Annotated in this window: 17 protein-coding genes; 10 read left to right on the top strand and 7 right to left on the bottom strand. The window is 50.7% G+C overall.

Going from position 1 to position 16786, the window contains the following annotated elements; all coding sequences use genetic code 11:
- Positions 1-20: 20 nt before the first annotated feature.
- From DP119_RS13245 to DP119_RS13235, 3 genes are all read right to left on the bottom strand, one after another.
- Complete coding sequence (locus DP119_RS13245; RefSeq protein WP_112233623.1) at positions 21-584, bottom strand: hypothetical protein; 564 nt, start codon at positions 582-584, stop codon at positions 21-23.
- Entirely contained in the window at positions 577-1470 is an 894-nt protein-coding gene (locus DP119_RS13240; RefSeq protein ID WP_112233622.1) for a cation diffusion facilitator family transporter, read from the bottom strand. The genes DP119_RS13245 and DP119_RS13240 overlap by 8 nt, the downstream gene beginning before the upstream one ends.
- 73 nt (positions 1471-1543) lie before the next feature.
- The gene (locus DP119_RS13235; RefSeq protein ID WP_420812316.1) at positions 1544-2899 is read right to left on the bottom strand and encodes a hemolysin family protein; all 1356 of its coding nucleotides are present in this window, start codon (positions 2897-2899) and stop codon (positions 1544-1546) included.
- A gap of 193 nt (positions 2900-3092) precedes the next feature.
- Between DP119_RS13235 and chrA the strand changes: the two genes are divergently transcribed.
- Genes chrA through kynB form a run of 3 tightly spaced genes read left to right on the top strand, consistent with a single transcriptional unit; the run spans position 3093 to position 6196 of the window.
- The gene (gene chrA / locus DP119_RS13230) at positions 3093-4301 is read left to right on the top strand and encodes a chromate efflux transporter (RefSeq protein ID WP_205853883.1); all 1209 of its coding nucleotides are present in this window, start codon (positions 3093-3095) and stop codon (positions 4299-4301) included.
- A 29-nt stretch (positions 4302-4330) separates the two neighbouring features.
- Positions 4331-5572 (top strand): kynureninase, encoded by a 1242-nt coding sequence (kynU, locus tag DP119_RS13225; protein ID WP_112233647.1) that lies wholly within the window; start codon positions 4331-4333, stop codon positions 5570-5572.
- Positions 5573-6196: an arylformamidase gene (gene kynB, locus DP119_RS13220; RefSeq protein ID WP_112233619.1), complete on the top strand. Its 624-nt coding sequence runs from the start codon at positions 5573-5575 to the stop codon at positions 6194-6196.
- Positions 6197-6236: 40 nt separating this feature from the next.
- On the opposite strand, the gene DP119_RS13215 is transcribed toward kynB, so the two are convergent.
- A complete protein-coding gene (locus tag DP119_RS13215; protein ID WP_112233618.1) occupies positions 6237-6674 on the bottom strand; it encodes a low molecular weight phosphatase family protein in 438 nt (145 codons plus the stop codon).
- Positions 6675-6845: 171 nt separating this feature from the next.
- The gene (locus tag DP119_RS13210; protein ID WP_112233617.1) at positions 6846-7367 is read right to left on the bottom strand and encodes a universal stress protein; all 522 of its coding nucleotides are present in this window, start codon (positions 7365-7367) and stop codon (positions 6846-6848) included.
- A gap of 516 nt (positions 7368-7883) precedes the next feature.
- Between DP119_RS13210 and DP119_RS13205 the strand changes: the two genes are divergently transcribed.
- On the top strand, positions 7884-9623 hold the full coding sequence (locus DP119_RS13205) for an ABC transporter ATP-binding protein (protein ID WP_112233616.1): 1740 nt from the start codon (positions 7884-7886) through the stop codon (positions 9621-9623).
- Between the two features lies 1 nt (position 9624).
- Entirely contained in the window at positions 9625-11376 is a 1752-nt protein-coding gene (locus DP119_RS13200; protein ID WP_112233615.1) for an ABC transporter ATP-binding protein, read from the top strand.
- A gap of 120 nt (positions 11377-11496) precedes the next feature.
- Here DP119_RS13200 and DP119_RS13195 read toward each other — a convergent pair whose 3' ends face one another.
- Positions 11497-11700: a YheE family protein gene (locus DP119_RS13195; protein ID WP_058381306.1), complete on the bottom strand. Its 204-nt coding sequence runs from the start codon at positions 11698-11700 to the stop codon at positions 11497-11499.
- Between the two features lie 77 nt (positions 11701-11777).
- On the opposite strand from DP119_RS13195, the gene DP119_RS13190 reads away from it, so the two are divergent.
- The 3 genes from DP119_RS13190 (at position 11778) to DP119_RS13180 (ending at position 14155) form a co-directional block, all read left to right on the top strand.
- Complete coding sequence (locus DP119_RS13190) at positions 11778-12926, top strand: DUF445 domain-containing protein (RefSeq protein WP_240616438.1); 1149 nt, start codon at positions 11778-11780, stop codon at positions 12924-12926.
- A gap of 13 nt (positions 12927-12939) precedes the next feature.
- Positions 12940-13287 (top strand): YlbF family regulator, encoded by a 348-nt coding sequence (locus tag DP119_RS13185; protein WP_112233614.1) that lies wholly within the window; start codon positions 12940-12942, stop codon positions 13285-13287.
- Between the two features lie 88 nt (positions 13288-13375).
- The gene (locus DP119_RS13180) at positions 13376-14155 is read left to right on the top strand and encodes an enoyl-CoA hydratase (protein WP_112233613.1); all 780 of its coding nucleotides are present in this window, start codon (positions 13376-13378) and stop codon (positions 14153-14155) included.
- A gap of 81 nt (positions 14156-14236) precedes the next feature.
- Here DP119_RS13180 and DP119_RS13175 read toward each other — a convergent pair whose 3' ends face one another.
- On the bottom strand, positions 14237-14422 hold the full coding sequence (locus tag DP119_RS13175) for a YhzD family protein (RefSeq protein WP_112233612.1): 186 nt from the start codon (positions 14420-14422) through the stop codon (positions 14237-14239).
- Between the two features lie 124 nt (positions 14423-14546).
- Here DP119_RS13175 and DP119_RS13170 point away from each other — a divergent pair, with 124 nt between their 5' ends.
- Positions 14547-15446: an ABC transporter ATP-binding protein gene (locus DP119_RS13170; protein ID WP_112233611.1), complete on the top strand. Its 900-nt coding sequence runs from the start codon at positions 14547-14549 to the stop codon at positions 15444-15446.
- Entirely contained in the window at positions 15439-16689 is a 1251-nt protein-coding gene (locus tag DP119_RS13165) for an ABC transporter permease (RefSeq protein WP_112233610.1), read from the top strand. Before DP119_RS13170 ends, DP119_RS13165 begins: the two co-directional genes overlap by 8 nt.
- Positions 16690-16786 lie beyond the last annotated feature (97 nt).

Here is a 16786-nt window from a genome sequence, read left to right as displayed (position 1 = left end):
CGATCAGGCGTTTTTCTCTATTATTGCGCTTGAATCCGGGTGAATTCGCCTCCTGCCGCTTCGACGCGGTGTACCAAGGAGCTGTGCATTTCAAAAATCCGGCCACTGGAGAACTCGACCATGTCACCGTCCCGGAAGTAATAAGCGACCGACTCGATAGAACTGGTCCCGTCTTCTTTGTGAAGCCGCTCTTCGACCCTTTCAAATTCTTCCCATGTATAGGTGGAGGAATTGAACGACAGAGGCGGATTGTAAGTGAAACCGTCATTGGTCATGTAGTAATAATCACCGAGCGAAAAGGCGATCGACACGAGCCCAAGGGCTGCGGTGGCAGCAGACAATAGCCAAGCCTTCATCCGCTGCTCGATCAGCGCCGCCATGAACAATGTGGCCGCAAGCAATACCATGCCCGCACTGCCAAACAAGAGCGACCAGAACGACGTGCCGACGATTTCCGCCTCCGGGGTAATGGTGACGACTTTTGCCGGATAGAACACGGCGGCTGGAACAAATAAAGCGGAAATGAGCAGAATGATGCCGAACGTAACCAAAATGATTTTTTTCTGATCGTAAAAGTCAGCCATCCTCTTCGTCCTCCTCTATTGAGTAATCCGGCTCTATATGTACGAGGACGACGCAATTCGGTTTCACTTTCTGGATTTTCCGTTCGATTTCTTCGGTGATCCAATGGCTTTCGACCACATTCAAATAAGGCGCGACACTGACGGTCAAGTCGATGAACATGACATTTCCATGGGTGCGCCCTTTGAAATCGCGCAGGTCCAGTACACCCGGCACGCGGCGAATCAAGACGGAAAGCGATTCGACGGCTTCTTCATCAAACGCATCGGTCAAGGTCAACACCGATTCACGGAAAATATCCAAAGCCGTTTTGATGATGATGAGCCCCACAAGGAAGGCAGTGATCGAATCGATCAGCGGCGCCCCGAGAATAGCCCCGATGATGCCGATTCCGGCACCGACGCTTACAAGCGCATCCGAACGGTTGTCGTAGGCAGCGGCCCGGACGGCTGAACTTTTGATCTCGCGGCTCAACTTCAAGTTATAGCGGTATACGCCATACATGACGGCTGCCGAGAAAAATGCGACGACAGCGGTCAATGGGGAAGGCGGTTCGAGAGAAGGGTTGAACACCATCTTCACTGAATTCAACAGCACTTGCAGGCCGATGACAGCCATGATGAATGAGGCCAATAGGGAAGCGATCGTCTCTGCTTTCAAATGTCCGTAATGATGGTTGTCATCCGGCGGCTTTTGGGAAATCCTCAATCCGATCAACACAGCAACAGAAGCGACGATATCAGTGACATTGTTCAATCCGTCCGCTTTCAGCGCTTCGGAGCCGCCCCAAAAACCGACGCCGAGTTTGATGGCGCTTAAAAACAGATAAGCCCCGATGCTGAGCCAGGCGCCTTTTTCTCCTTTGCGGAGATTATCGTATAATTCCATTGCAATTCATCTCCAGCTTGGATTGTGGGGAAACGGAAACGACCCTCCAAAGAGGGCCGTATCATGAATACCATTATACAGGAAGATCTTCAGCAGGTGCTTTTTGAACTTCTAAATACAGGATGTGATGGCCGTCGACTTCCTGGATGCGGAATTCATAGCCTTGTTCGATGATTTTCTGGCCTTCGACTGCATCGAAATGCATGTCCATGAACCATCCTCCAATAGTATCGATGTCTTCTTCATCGATGTCAATCCCAAGAATGGCGTTCACGGTATCGAGCAATAATTTGGCATTGAAAATATAATGGTCTTCGCCAAGTTTTTGGACGTCCGGTGCTTCGTCGATGTCAAATTCATCCTGGATATCCCCGACGATTTCTTCGAGTATATCTTCGATGGTGACAAGTCCCGAAGTGCCGCCGTATTCATCGCGTAAAATGGCCATATGGATACGCTCGCGCTGGATCTTCAGCAATAGCTCATTGACCGGGATCGTTTCGATGACTTGGATGACCGGCTGGATGAAGGCGGACACCGGCAAATTCCCGGTCTCGGGATTTTTCACGTAAGCGCTCAATAAATGCTTCATATTCACGACGCCGAGTACATGGTCTTTATCGCCGTCCGTAATCGGATAGCGCGTGAATTGCTCGATTCCTTCCAATGAAAATACATCACGCAAGCTCAGGTTGTGGTTGATCGTGCTCATCTCCATGCGCGGCGCCATGATTTCTTTGGCAATGCGTTCATCGAATTCGAAGATGCGGTTGACGTAATCATATTCAGATACATTGATTTCGCCGCTCTTCAGGCTTTCGGACAACAGCAACTTCAGTTCTTCTTCGGTATGGCCCATTTCACTATGCGATAATTTTTTGACGCCGAACAATGCGGAGCCTAAACGGGCGATGGCGCTGAACAGGAAGATAAGCGGGAATAAAATCCAATAAGCAAAAACCAGCGGTCCGGCGAACATCAGGAGGACACGTTCTGGATTGCGGATGGCGAATGTCTTTGGGAACAATTCGCCGAATACGACCAATAGCAACGCTGTCCCCAGAAAAGCCGCCAAAAAGCTTAGCCAGCCGGCACTTACAGCTGGCAGGCCAAGATTTTCGGCAAGGGGCTGCACCGCTTCCTGCACGAGCGCATGGCCCACCCAGCCTAGGCCAAGCACCGATAAAGCAATGCCTACTTGGCAGGCGAATAAATACAGATCGGCATGGCTCGCGATGTTCATGGCGGCTTGGGCTTGTTTTTTATTGTTTGCGACCGATTCATCGAGACGCGATGTGCGAATATTGACGATAGCGTATTCGCATGCAGAAAAGAATGCGGCCGAACCGATCAAAGTGGCAATCACCGCTATTCGTATGGGAATGTCCAAATGACTCCTTTGCGCCGGTCCTGTTAAGGAAGAACGCAAAGTTTGCACCTCCTGGAAATGAAAGATGGAAGAAATGTCGGCAATTCGGATAAGCATTGTGTAAAGCTTCATGCAGTGGATCCGTGCCTTTCACTGTCAGCTATGGCTTTTAAAAAGTATACCACCAAAAAGACTAATTATTCAGTAAAAATATTTACACGGATTTAATATTGAAACATATAAGCAAACCGTTATGATAGAAAAGAATCCACAAGAGAAGGGGAGATGGATAGTGAAGCGAAAAGAACGCTGGGTGGAAATCCTGAAAGCATCTACCAAACTGGGCTTGACCTCGTTTGGCGGGCCGGCCGCCCATATCGGCTATTTCCGTGATGAATATGTACATAGAAGAAAATGGTTGGACGATAAAGCGTATGCAGACTTGGTGGCGTTATGCCAATTCCTGCCGGGTCCTGCAAGTTCGCAGGTCGGCATCTCGATCGGCATGCTGCGCGGAGGGATCATGGGCGGATTTTTATCCTGGCTCGGGTTTACTTTGCCTTCTGTCATTGCCTTGATGATTTTCGCCATGCTGATCAGCAGCGGTTCGGTCGATATCGCCTGGCTGCAGGGCTTGAAGATTGTCGCCGTCGCGGTCGTCGCGCATGCCTTGCTTGGCATGGGGAAATCACTGACACCGGATGTTCAGCGGCTAATGATCGCCTTTGGTGCGGCCATCGCCATTTTGCTGGTGCCGACCGCCTGGGCACAAATCGTTGTCATTCTATTGACGGGCGTCATCGGGTTTTTATTGTACCGGAGGGAACAAGCGCCCGATGCCGTCAAGCTTGCCTTGACCTTTGGCAAAAAGACCGGCCTCGCCGCGTGGGGGATTTTCGGGGCATTGCTGATCGGCTTGCCGCTTGTGCGCCCGTTCATTGAATCGAGCGCGTTTGCGATTTTTGATATTTTCTACCGTGTCGGCGCAATCGTCTTTGGCGGGGGCCACGTCGTCTTGCCGATGCTTGAGCGTGAAGTCGTGCCTGACTGGATGACGGCAGACGCCTTTATCGCAGGATACGGGGCGGCACAGGCCGTTCCGGGGCCATTGTTTACTTTGTCTGCTTATTTGGGGCAATTGATGAACGGGGTTGGCGGCGTGTTGATCGCCGTCATCGCAATGTTCTTGCCGTCATTCCTGTTGGTCATCGGGACCTTGCCGTTTTGGAGCGTCATCCGTACGAAGCCTGGCATTCAAGCGGCCTTAAAAGGCATCAATGCTGGGGTTGTCGGTATTTTGCTGGCCGCGCTATATGATCCGGTTTTCACTTCCGCCATCCAAGGGCCGGTCGACTTCGCCATTGCGATTGCCGCCTTTGGAATGTTAGTCTATTTGAAACTGGCTCCGTGGAAAGTCGTCTTGATTACGGCGTTTCTCGGTGCGCTGGCTTATGCTCTATAGGAATGGAGAGATGAGATTTGGAAACGGCAATGCAGAGAGACCAACAAGATCCATTGGCTAAATTTAAAGAAGAGTTTTTTGTAGAACCAGGAACGATTTATATGGACGGGAATTCGCTCGGCCTGATGTCAAAGCGTGCTGAAACAAAGCTGATTGGGCTCATGGACAGCTGGAAACAATTCGGTATCGAGGGCTGGACAGAAGGCGAACATCCATGGTTTACGCTGGCTGAGACGTTGAGCGAAAAAGCGGCGCCTTTGTTCGGGGCGAAAGCTCATGAAGTGATGGTCACCGGCTCGATCACGTCGAATATCCACCAGATGCTGTCGACGGTCTATGCGCCGACAGACGAACGTTTTGTCATCTTGGTCGATGAGCTGAATTTCCCATCGGACATTTATGCAGTGGAGAGCCATTTGCGCCTGCGCGGGCAAGATCCAGCAATCGCGATGCGCAAAGTACCAAGCCGCGACGGCTACACGCTCGAGCTGGAAGATATTTTAGCGGAAATGAAAGACGATGTGGCGGTCCTGTTGTTGCCGTCGGTCCTTTACCGAAGCGGCCAATTGCTGCCGCTCCGTGAGATTACAGAAGCCGCGCATGCAAAAGGCATCATCGCAGGATTCGACTTGGCCCACTCAGCTGGCGCCATGCCACATGACTTGCATGACGAAGGTGTAGATTTTGCTGTCTGGTGCCATTACAAATACATGAATTCAGGTCCCGGCGGGACAGGCGGCTTATATTTGCATGAGCGCCATCACGATTTGAATCCTGGAATAGCCGGCTGGTTCGGTTCGGACAAGGCGAAGCAATTCGACATGGACCATAGCTTCACGAAAGCGGAAGGGGCCGGGGCTTACCAGGTCGGCACGCCGAACATCTTCAGCATGGCGCCGCTAATCGGCAGCCTGGAATTGTTCGAGGAAGCAGGGATCGATAAGATCCGCAGCAAATCGCTGGAATTGACGACGATGCTGCGCGAGAAGCTTGCGGCGCTCGTGCCTTCTTTAATAGATGTAACGCCAAAAGCGGATGATCAACGAGGAGGCCATATCGCTCTCGCGCATCCCGAAGCGGCGCGCATCTGTAAAGCCTTGAAAAAGGCGGGAATCGTGCCGGACTTCCGTGCGCCGGATATTATCCGCCTCGCGCCGATCGCGTTCTACACGAGTTTTGAAGATGTCGAAAAAGTGGCCCTTGCCTTGCAGGACATTATTGAGGATGAACTGTATAAAGAATTCAGCAACGAACGAAATGTGGTGGCGTAAATGGCAAAATCGATCATAGACATTTCGATGGCACTGGACAATTCAACTCCTGAATGGCCGGGAGATACGCCGTTTTCCTATCGCTTATCGGTCACGAAAGAAGAGAGCGGCTCGGTGAATATCGGTGAACTCAAGTCAAGCACGCATATCGGTACGCATATCGACGCGCCATTCCATTACGATGAGAATGGCTTAAAGACTGACGAATTGCCGATTGATGTATATTTGACGACCGCCCAAGTGATGGATGTGGCAGGCCAGGGGCAAGTGAGAGCAGAGGACCTTGATGGGCTTGCCGATGGCGTCAATGCCGTGCTGTTGAAGACGGCCGCATGGCAAGACCGCAGCGCGTTTCCTGAAGCTTGGCCGGTATTCGACCCGGCGATCGCCGAATGGATGAAAGACAAGGGCGTCCGCCTGCTCGGTGTCGATGTACCGTCGGTGGACCCTGAGACGAGCAAAGAGCTGCCGATGCATCATGCGATGAACTGCAACGGGCGCTTCATCTTGGAAGGCATTGTGTTGGATGAGGTTGCGCCAGGTGTCTACCAACTGGCCGCATTGCCATTGAAGATCCGCGGCGGGGAAGGAAGCCCTGTACGTGCCGTGCTGTATAAACAATAAATAAAAGGGCGCCATTCGATTTCGAATGGCGCCCTTTTATTTATTGCGCATATTGCGACCTGAGAAACGGTTCCATTTCTTTGATGTTCATTGCGATGGCATCGCAGACCTCTTGGTATAAAGCCCATTTTTCGTTCGTGTCCGTGCTGCGGATTTCGGGGTTCGGGATATCCCAGCGCACCAGTTTCTGCATCGGCAAATCGTCCGGTATATCAGCTTGCTCGAATTCCCCGTCATGCAACGCTATGATTAAATCCGCCTGTTTCACTTCTTCGGGATTATACAGGCGCTGTTCGACTGGCGGAATCTCCAAGATGATCTCCTTTAGCACCTCTATTGGAATGTCGTTGAAAGATGGTTGGTTCCATGCCGCACTTCTGATTTCCCAGTCCGGCAGCATTAAGCGGCTCGCCCAAATTTCAGCCATCAGCCCGCGATGTTGGTGTGACGATAGAAAATATACAGTATGTCTCGGCATGGCTGCCCCCTTCTTCCTTTCTTTATTTACGTGCTGGTTTAATTAGTATTCTTTACCCATGTGCGCCGTAATGCAAACAGATAAATATATGATATTCATTTAATTATGTCAAAAATATGTCATAAAAATAAACATCCCCCTTAGGAGGGGGGAGCCCGCATCCCAGGGGGATCATTTCACCACAAGAACGGTGCAATTGGAATCCTTGATTAGCTTGCTGCTGACTGAACCGACGAAAAATTTCTGCAATCCTGATTTTCCGCTATTGCCGACAATCAATAAATCAACATTCTGTTCATCGATAAAGCCGGTGATCGTCTTGATGACCGGCCCTTCAAGTGCAAGGACCGAAGCTTCCGCATTTTTGGCATCAAGCTGCTGCTGGATGGAATTGTGCATATGCTTCGAGTATTCCGAAGCACGGGAAGTGTCGAATTCCTGGGGTGTCCGGTAGCCTTCATCGCCGATTCCCTGCGGCATGAACTGTGCATAGGAACTGTCGACATTGGCAGAAGTTACCGGGGCGGAAGCATGCCCGACATCCATATAGCCCGTGCGTTCCTGCGCTTCCTCGTTGACATAGATGACCGTCAATTTCGAGCCTGGAAGAATCTTGGAAAGTTCTATGCCTTTCTCCAGCGCCAGCCGGCTGCCTTCCGACCCGTCATATGCGATTGCAATATTCTTATACATTTCTTTCACCGCCTCAATTTGCTGTTATTCTTTTGTTCCCCCAAATATTGTAGACGCAAACCTTTCGGGAACAACAGACAGTAGCCAAGTACAGCTGTACGACTTTTGGCTGAATTGTATTTTTGATTCGAAATAGCTTGACAATTCAAAAAAACGAGTGGTACTCTTGAACTAACAAATAATTGGAAAAGGAGGTTTGGGCAATGAAAAAGATTCAAATGGCGTTACAAACCAATTGCATAGCATTGCCAGGCTCTCCGAATTTTTTTAATTGCCAATTACTTCGTGACTAGAAATATTCGGGGTGGGTCTGTGCATCCAGTCCTATTTTCAAGAGCGCATGCCTGAAAACAGGTATGCGCTTTTTTGTGCGGTTTAAACAGCTTTGCTGCTTAAATAAAAAATTTAAATTAAGGGAGATAGGCATTATGGAAAAGCGTCATGTGAAAAAAATAATCATCAAGGAATCGCTTGAAGGCGATTAGCGAAATTGAAAATGGAAAGAAGGCGTAATGTATGTTTGATGTTTTATGGAAATTGAAATGGTTTTTTAAAGAAAATTGGCTGCGCTATACGAGCGCAGTGGTGCTCTTATTTGTAGCGAATATACTCGAGATCGTGCCGCCGTGGCTGATCGGTGTGGCCATCGACGCAATTGCACAGCAGGAGTTGACGAGTGAACTGCTCTGGCAGTATGTCGTTGTTTTACTTGTGGCGATGGTGCTCGCTTATGTCATCAATTTCATTTGGCAATACCAATTGTTCGGAGGGGCTTACGTTATCGAGCGGCAATTGCGCTCGAGCTTGATGGGGCATTTCCTCAAGATGACGCCGACCTTCTATGAGAAGAACCGGACGGGGGATTTGATGGCCCGTTCGACCAATGATTTGAAGGCGATTTCCGAGACGGCAGGATTCGGGATCTTGACGCTTGTCGACTCGACTTTATACATGGCGACAATCATCGTGGCGATGGGGATTCTCGTGTCATGGGAATTGACGTTTTTGGCCATTTTGCCATTGCCGGTGCTCGCGATTGTCGTCCAATTGCTCGGCAAGAAAATACACGAGCGCTACACCTTGGCGCAGGACGCCTTCGGGGATATGAACGACAGCGTTTTGGAATCGGTCGGCGGCGTCCGCGTCGTTCGGGCATATGTGCAGGAACGTTCATCTGAGAAGGAATTCCAGGAAATGACGCAGGATGTGTATGAAAAGAACATGGCGGTCGAGCGCATCGATGCGCTGTTCGCGCCAGTCACGAAAGTGCTGACAGGCATCAGTTATGTCATCGGACTAGGCTACGGCGCTTTCCTCGTTTCTGAAGGAACGATGACCTTGGGTGATTTGGTCGCCTTCAACGTCTATCTCGGCATGATCGTCTGGCCGATGTTCGCGATCGGGGAATTGATCAATATCCTGCAGCGCGGCAATGCATCGATCGACCGCGTCAATGAAACCTTGGATTACGAAGAAGACGTTGTCGATCCGAAAATGGTAAAAGAAACCGGGCTTCCGGAACGTATCGGCTTCCGCGATTTCGGTTTCACGTACCCACAGTCGACCTCGATCAACCTGCAAGGCATCAATTTATCGATGAACAGCGGGCAGACGCTCGGCATCGTCGGCAAGACGGGAAGCGGCAAAACGACTTTCGTCAAGCAGCTGCTAAAGGAATACCCGACAGGTGAAGGTTCCTTGACGATGAACGGCATCGAAATCAATGAACTAAGCAAAGCGCAATTGCGCGATTGGGTCGGCTATGTGCCGCAGGACCACGTCCTATTTTCACGGACCATCCTGGAGAACATCCTGTTCGGAAAAGCGGATGCGACGGAAGAGGAAGTGTCCCAGGCGATCAAGCTGTCCTATTTCGAAAAAGATTTAGCGATGCTGCCGAACGGTCTCGAGACGCTAGTTGGCGAAAAAGGCGTCGCGCTTTCAGGGGGGCAAAAGCAACGCATTTCGATTGCGCGGGCGATTATCAAAAATCCGGAAATCCTCATTTTGGATGATTCCCTCTCGGCAGTCGATGCCAAGACGGAAGCCAAAATCATCGAGAACATCCAACGCGAACGGGCAGGCAAGACGACGATCATCACGACGCACCGGTTGTCTGCCGTCAAACACGCCGATTGGATCGTCGTGCTGGATGATGGGCGCATCATCGAAGAAGGCACGCACGAGAAATTAGTGGCAAAACAAGGCTGGTATCATGAACAATTCCTCCGCCAGCAAATCGGGGAGGTGCAATAAGATGGGAACAGGAAAACGATTAACGAATTATGCATTGCAATTCAAGAGCGTCATCATCTGGGGCTTGGTGTTCCTCGCAGTCGCGGTAGCCGCCGACCTCGCAGCGCCGCTGATTGCCAAAGAAATCATCGATGAACATATCTCGGGTGCCGGGGCCATTGAATTCGGCCCGATCGCACAGCTTTTGGCCTTGTTCTTCGGCTTGTCGGCCGTCACGGCAGTATTCCGCTATTTGCAGTATATCTTGCTGCAAAAAGGCGCGAACCGCGTCATCCGTAAAATGAGGACCGATGTCTTTGAACATGTCCAACGCTTGCCGATCAGCTATTTCGATAATTTGCCGGCAGGGAAAGTGGTCGCGCGCATCACCAACGACACCGAAGCGATCCGTGAGTTATTTGTCACGGTACTTGCGCAATTCGCGACCAGCTTCATGTATATGGCAGGGATATATGCGGCCCTTTTCTATCTGGATTGGCGCATGGCGGCGATTGCATTCGTGCTCGTGCCGCTCTTGTATGCATGGATGCTCATTTACCGGAAGTATGCTTCGAACTTCAACCATATCGTCCGTGAAAAAGTCAGTGAGATGAATGCCATGATCAATGAGTCAATTCAAGGCATGAGCATTATCCAGGCGTTCCGCCGCGAGAAGCAGATGAAAGGCGAGTTTGAAGAGCTCAACCAAAAGCACTTCAAATTCCAGCAGAAATTATTGGTGCTGGAAGCCGCCGCCTCGCATAATATGGTCGGCGTCTTGCGCTCGATGATCTTCGTTCTATTCATCTGGTATTTCGGCGGGGCTTCCATGACCGGTAACACGGTCGTCACAGTAGGAGTGCTGTACGCATTTGTCGATTACATCATCCGCCTGTTCAACCCGATCAGCGGCATCGTCAACCAATTCAGCCGTCTGGAACAATCACTCGTAGCAGCTGAGCGCGTGTTCCGCTTGCTCGACCGCCCCGGGGAACCGGTCAGCGATGAGCGGGTCGAACGCTACCAAGGTAATGTGAGCTTTGAAAGTGTCTGGTTTGCGTATAAAGATGAAGAATATGTGCTTAAGGATTTGTCTTTCGAAGCGAAACAAGGGGAGACTGTTGCACTTGTCGGCCATACGGGATCAGGGAAAAGTTCGATCATGAACTTGCTGTTCCGTTTCTACGACGCGACAAAAGGGCAGATTTTAATCGACGGTGTCAACGTCAAGGATCTGCCGAGGCAGGCAGTGCGTGAACATATGGGCATCGTACTGCAGGACCCGTATTTATTCACCGGCACGATCGAATCCAATATCACGCTTGGGGATGACCGCGTGAGCCGTGAAAAAGCGGAAGCGGCACTTGCGGCTGTCGGCGGCGAGCGCGTCACGAAGCATTTGCCGAATGGCATCGATGAGCCGGTGGTGGAAAAAGGCAGCACGCTTTCTTCCGGACAGCGCCAACTCGTGTCATTTGCCCGGGCACTGGCATTCGATCCGGCAATTTTGATCCTGGATGAAGCCACATCCAATATCGACACCGAAACAGAGGAAATCATCCAGCATGCGATGGATGTATTGAAGAAAGGCCGGACGACGTTCATCATCGCCCACCGTTTGTCGACCATCAAGAATGCAGACCGCATCTTGGTGCTTGACCGGGGCGAAATCGCTGAATCCGGCACGCATGACCAATTGATGGAGCGCGACGGCATTTACCGCCAAATGTACCGCATCCAATCAGGGATGGCCACTACCCAGAACGTCGGGTAAGGGGCCATCCCTTTTCTTTTTTAGGGAAGCAATTCGCTATTGTTGTGAAACCGGCAGCTCTATCTTTATAATATAGCTACGGCATAGCCATAGAAAAAGCGCCGGAACTTTTCCGGCGCTTCAATCGTATACATGATAGAGCATCAGCTCATGGACCATCTTCTTGATGGCTTCCTCGTCCTGCGGCGGAGCGGATTGCCAAACAATCGACCCGTCCGGATGATACTCGCCGCGAATGCGTTCATTGCGGTAAAAGAATGAGATGTTCCAGCCGGGCAGCCGGCTGTCTTCGAACATCGGCTTGAATTTGAAATGCTGCAGCATTGGAATCCCCCTTTGATCGTCTCTTTCCATTATAGGGGAAGCGGCGCAATAGACAAAGAAGAAATGAGTGACCTTAATTGAATATCCTACTGACATTAATGCTGATGGCGTTCATCGGCGCCTTGATCGGCGGCATGACCAACCATTTGGCCATCAAAATGCTATTCTGGCCATACGAAGCGAAATACATCGGCAAGTTCCGCCTGCCGTTTACGCCCGGGCTGATTCCGAAGCGCCGGGATGAATTATCGCGCCAGCTCGGCCGCACCGTCGTCGAACATCTACTGACGCCAGAAACTTTCAAAAAACGCTTTTTCAATGAAGCAATGCATAAGAAAACCGAGAATTGGCTGAATCGCCAATTGGACCAGCATCTGTTTTCCTCGCCCCGCACCTTCAATGAGTGGCTGGATCTCGCCAACCAAAAAGAGATCGACCGTAAAATCGAAGCGAAACTCGACGGATTGGTCGACCGCAACCGTGACGCCGCCGAATCGTATATTGCAGGGAAAACCGTCCGGGAGCTGCTTCCGGAAGCTTGGAAGCCCGGAATAGAGGAGAAGATTTTCGATGGCGTCAAATACGCTATCGGCAGAGGGACGGATTATTTCGCCTCCCCGGCAGGGCGCCAGACCGTCAAGAGCTTGTTGGATGAATTTTTGGTATCGCGCGGCCGCTTCGGCACAGTGCTCCATAATCTGTTCGGCGATTCCCAGTCGATCACGAATAAGACCCAGTCGGAGATCATCAAATTCCTCAATTCCCCGAAAACTTTCGAGCTGCTCGGCACCTTGGCATTCCGCGAATGGGAGAAGCTGCAGGACAAGCAGGCTGATGAGCTGTTGAAGGAATTTGATGCAGAGCCGGCGATGCTTGCCATCAAGCAATATGTCCGCGACCAGGCAAGGATCTCCGACAGGCTGGACGCATCACTTGCAGAGACATGGCCTGCAGGGTTAGAATGGACAAGTGTCAATATTACGCCTCTCATTACGGACTTCGCGTTTGAAATGGGAGAGCAGAAGCTAGAAGAGGCCATATTGAAAATCGACATGGAGAATATGGTCAGACAGCAAGTCGATTCTCTGCCGCTCAGCCGATTGGAAGAATTGGTGCTCGGGATTTCACGGAGAGAATTCAAGATGATCACGGTACTGGGCGCATTTCTGGGGGGCTTCATCGGCATACTCCAGGGTTTGCTCGTCACGGTGCTGAATTTAGGGTAGAGGAGAGATTTACATGGCAGTAAACATTTATGACGACATCAACAAATTGGAATCAACATTCCGTTCAACAGAGGAGTTCCAAAAACTCGAGCAAGCAGTTGCAGAAGTAACAGCGGACAGCGAAGCAAACGAACTGTTCAAGAAGTTCCGCGATTTGCAAGTCACTTTGCAGCAAAAACAGCAGCAAGGCGAAGAAATCACGGAAGAAGAAATGATGGGCGCTCAAGCGACAGCCCAAGCCGCTCAGGAAAACCAAAAGATCCTGACGATGCTCGAAGCTGAAATGGGCCTTAGCCAAATGATCGAAGAAGTGAACCGCGTATTGATCAAGCCGGTTCAATCACTCTACGAAAGCATGTAATTCAGGCCAAAAAAAGGATTTACGGAAAAGACACCGAATACGTAAAGATGAATGCTAATTCATTTTTACGAAAGGGTGTCTTTTTCTTATGTATCAAACGATTATGCTGAAAAAAGATGGGCGTTTGGCGTATTTGACGTTGAACCGTCCGGACTCAATGAATGCAATGAACGCAAAAATGATGGGAGAGCTCGCAGATTGTTTTGAGAGCCTGAAAAATGATCATTCAGTGCATGCGCTGATCATCCACGGGGCGGGACGGGCCTTTTCTGCGGGGGGTGACATTAAAGAGATGGTCGACCCCGAAAACCCGATGGATATCGATACGGTCATGGGAGATGTCAGCCGCCTGGCAAAAGCGCTTTATACGCTCCCCCAAGTGACCATTGCGGCTGTGCACGGCGCTTCCGCAGGGCTTGGATTCAGCATGGCACTTGCCTGTGACCATGTGGTGGCGGAAGAAAGCAGCAAATTGGCGATGAACTTCATCGGCATCGGCCTCATTCCGGACGGGGGCGGCCATTTCTTCCTGAAAGAGCGTGTCGGCGTACCGCGGGCAAAGCAATTGATTTGGGCAGGGCAAGTGCTGAAAGCGCATGATGCCCTCGCCAAAGGATTGATCGAAGAAGTGACGGCGGAAGGCAGGGGCTTGGAGCAGGCGGAGAAATACGCGCATGAAGTGCTGGCCTCCCCGGTTGCTGCGATGCTGAAATCGAAGGAAATCCTGCACGGCTTGAAGCTTTCGGAGTTGGACGAAGTGCTCTCAGGCGAAGCAGCGGGGCAATCGGCGATGCGTAAAACCGTGGATCATCTCGAAGGCATACAAGCTTTCGTCGAAAAGCGCAAGCCTGCTTTTAAAGGGAAATGAAAAGCATGGCGGAAGCCCGCCATACTTTTTTCTATGGAGAAAAAAGGACAAAAAGAAAAAACACGGCGACTGCCGTGTTTTTTAGGTATGGAACAATAGGAGTTTGCCGGCTGGAGATGCGAGACGATGGGTTTTTTCGGTCAGCGCTTTTTCTTCGAGCAGCGCGCGCCCTTTTTCTTTTGCCTCGTCATCGTTCTCGGCAGTGAAGGTTTCTTCTTCGATCAGCTTGCCGGTTTTTTCGTATGCAGTCAGTTTGTATGTTCTCATGTTCGGCACCCCTTTCTGAACGGTTATTCAGTTTAAGTATAAAGGGTTTATGCGGAAATGTCCTGCAATTTTGAAACATTTCGGTGCAACTGCCGTATATAAAGGTGGAAAGGGGAAGTGAATGATGACTTTATCGATTAAAAACGCTACGAAACAATTTGGCGGCTTTACAGCTGTGGACGATATCTCCCTCGACGTAGCCGAAGGGCAGATGCACGGTTTTCTCGGTGCGAACGGGGCGGGCAAGACGACGACTTTCCGAATGGCCCTTGGTTTGCTTACGCCAACACAAGGCGAAGTGCTATGGCAGGGCCGCCGGATCAGCTATGCAGACAGCCCGGATATCGGTTATTTGCCGGAAGAGCGAGGCTTGTACCCGAAGATGAAAGTGCAGGACCAGCTCGTCTATTTGGCAAGGCTCCGGCGCATGGATAAAAAACAGGCGGAACAAGGCGCAAAGGACTGGCTGGAGCGTTTTGAAGTGCCTCATTACGCCAATAAGAAAGTGGAAGAATTATCGAAAGGCAATCAACAGAAAATCCAGTTGATTGCGTCTCTCTTACATAACCCGAAACTATTGATTCTGGATGAGCCGTTTTCCGGCCTCGATCCCGTCAATGTGGAAATGTTGAAAAAAGCGATACTCGATTTTCAAAAGCAAGGGGCGACCATTGTGTTTTCCAGCCACCGCATGGACCATGTCGAAGAATTATGCGACGACATGAGCATCTTGGACAAAGGGAAATTGGTCGTCCACGGCTCGATACGGGAAGTGAAGCGCACATTCGGCAAACAGAACGTCCGTATCCACAGTGACACTGACATCACTGCGCTTGGCGAATTGCCGGGAGTCGAGAAATTTACCGCTCAGAGGAGTGGCGGCGTGTTCCGCATAGCCGATGAAGCGGTCGGCCAACACTTGCTCGCCCGTGCCTTGGAGCTCGGCCCTGTGCGCCAGTTTGCTTTAGAAGAGCCGAGCCTCGAAGAGATTTTCATTGAAAAGGTGGGGCGTGCCCATGTATAGTTTCTGGATCATTTTCAAACAGGCATTCAAAACGAAAGCGATGACGAAATCGTTCATGATCACCACGCTGGTCGTTGTCGCCTCCTTTTTCCTGCTGGCCAATTTGCCGTCAATCATCGAGTCATTTAATGGAAACGACAATTCACAGCAAACGCTGCAAGTGGTGGATGAGACAGGCCAGTATACAGAAGCCTTACAAGCGCAGCTCAACCAACAAGGGAGTTCCATCCAAGTAGACGCGAGTGCTCTTTCTGAAGAACAATTGAGGGCGGATGTGGAATCAGGCGACAGGGATGCTTTTCTCGTTCTTGAAGGAGATAACGGAATCACTGCCCGTTACATAGCGCAGTCCGCCACCGAATCAGCTCAAGCCGCAGAACTGGAAAACGCGCTCCAGAACCTGCAGACTGCGAGGGTTGCCGAGCAGCTGGAGCTGGAAGAAACGGAGCTTGCCCAGTTGTTTGCGCCAGTTGGAATGGAACGGGAAGCGCTTGCCGAATCTTCCAAATCGCAGGAAGAGTTAAGCCAAGCACGCGGCCTCGTCTATATTTTGATCATGGTCATCTATATCGCGGTCATTTATTATCCGAATATGATCGCCATGGAAGTGGCGAACGAGAAATCGTCGCGCGTCATGGAAATCTTGATTTCCAGCGTCTCACCGGTTAAGCATATGTTTGCGAAAATTGCAGGGATCGGCTCGCTTGGCATTTTGCAGATGATGATTTTCGCGCTTGCCGGTTATTTGGCGATCCAAAGTTCAGGCTCGGACCTGACCGAAGGCGTATTCAGTGTCATGGGCTTTTCCGAAGTGAAGTTCAGCACCTTCTTCTACGCCATCCTGTTCTTTTTGCTGGGCTATTTCCTCTATGCCGTTCTAGCGGCGTTGCTCGGCTCGCTCGTCAGCCGGACAGAGGATGTCCAGCAATTGATGCTGCCGATGATGGTTTTGATCATCATTGCGTCATTCATCTCATTCTCGGGCATTTCCATGCCGGAAGCGGGTTATGTAACGATTGCTTCCTATATCCCTTTCTTCGCGCCACTCGTCATGTTTTTGCGTGTCGGCCTGCTCGATATCCCATTATGGGAACCGCTCTTGTCGATTGCGATCATGTTGTTGACGATCGGCATACTCGGCTGGTTCGGTGCCCGCGTCTACCGGGGTGGGGTCTTGATGTACGGCTCATCGCAATCGCTGAAGGATATCCGCCGGGCGATTAAGCTCGGCAACGGGAAATAATGAAGATGCTGCTTGTGGGAAGTTTCCGCAGGCAGTTTTTTTTCACTTATAGAAATGGTAAGATAGGAACAAATATTCGCTTTTGAAAAGGGGATCA

The sequence above is a fragment of the Planococcus maitriensis genome, from assembly GCF_003289925.1.
Taxonomy (GTDB): domain Bacteria; phylum Bacillota; class Bacilli; order Bacillales_A; family Planococcaceae; genus Planococcus; species Planococcus maitriensis.
This window is presented reverse-complemented; position numbering and strand designations above follow the sequence as displayed.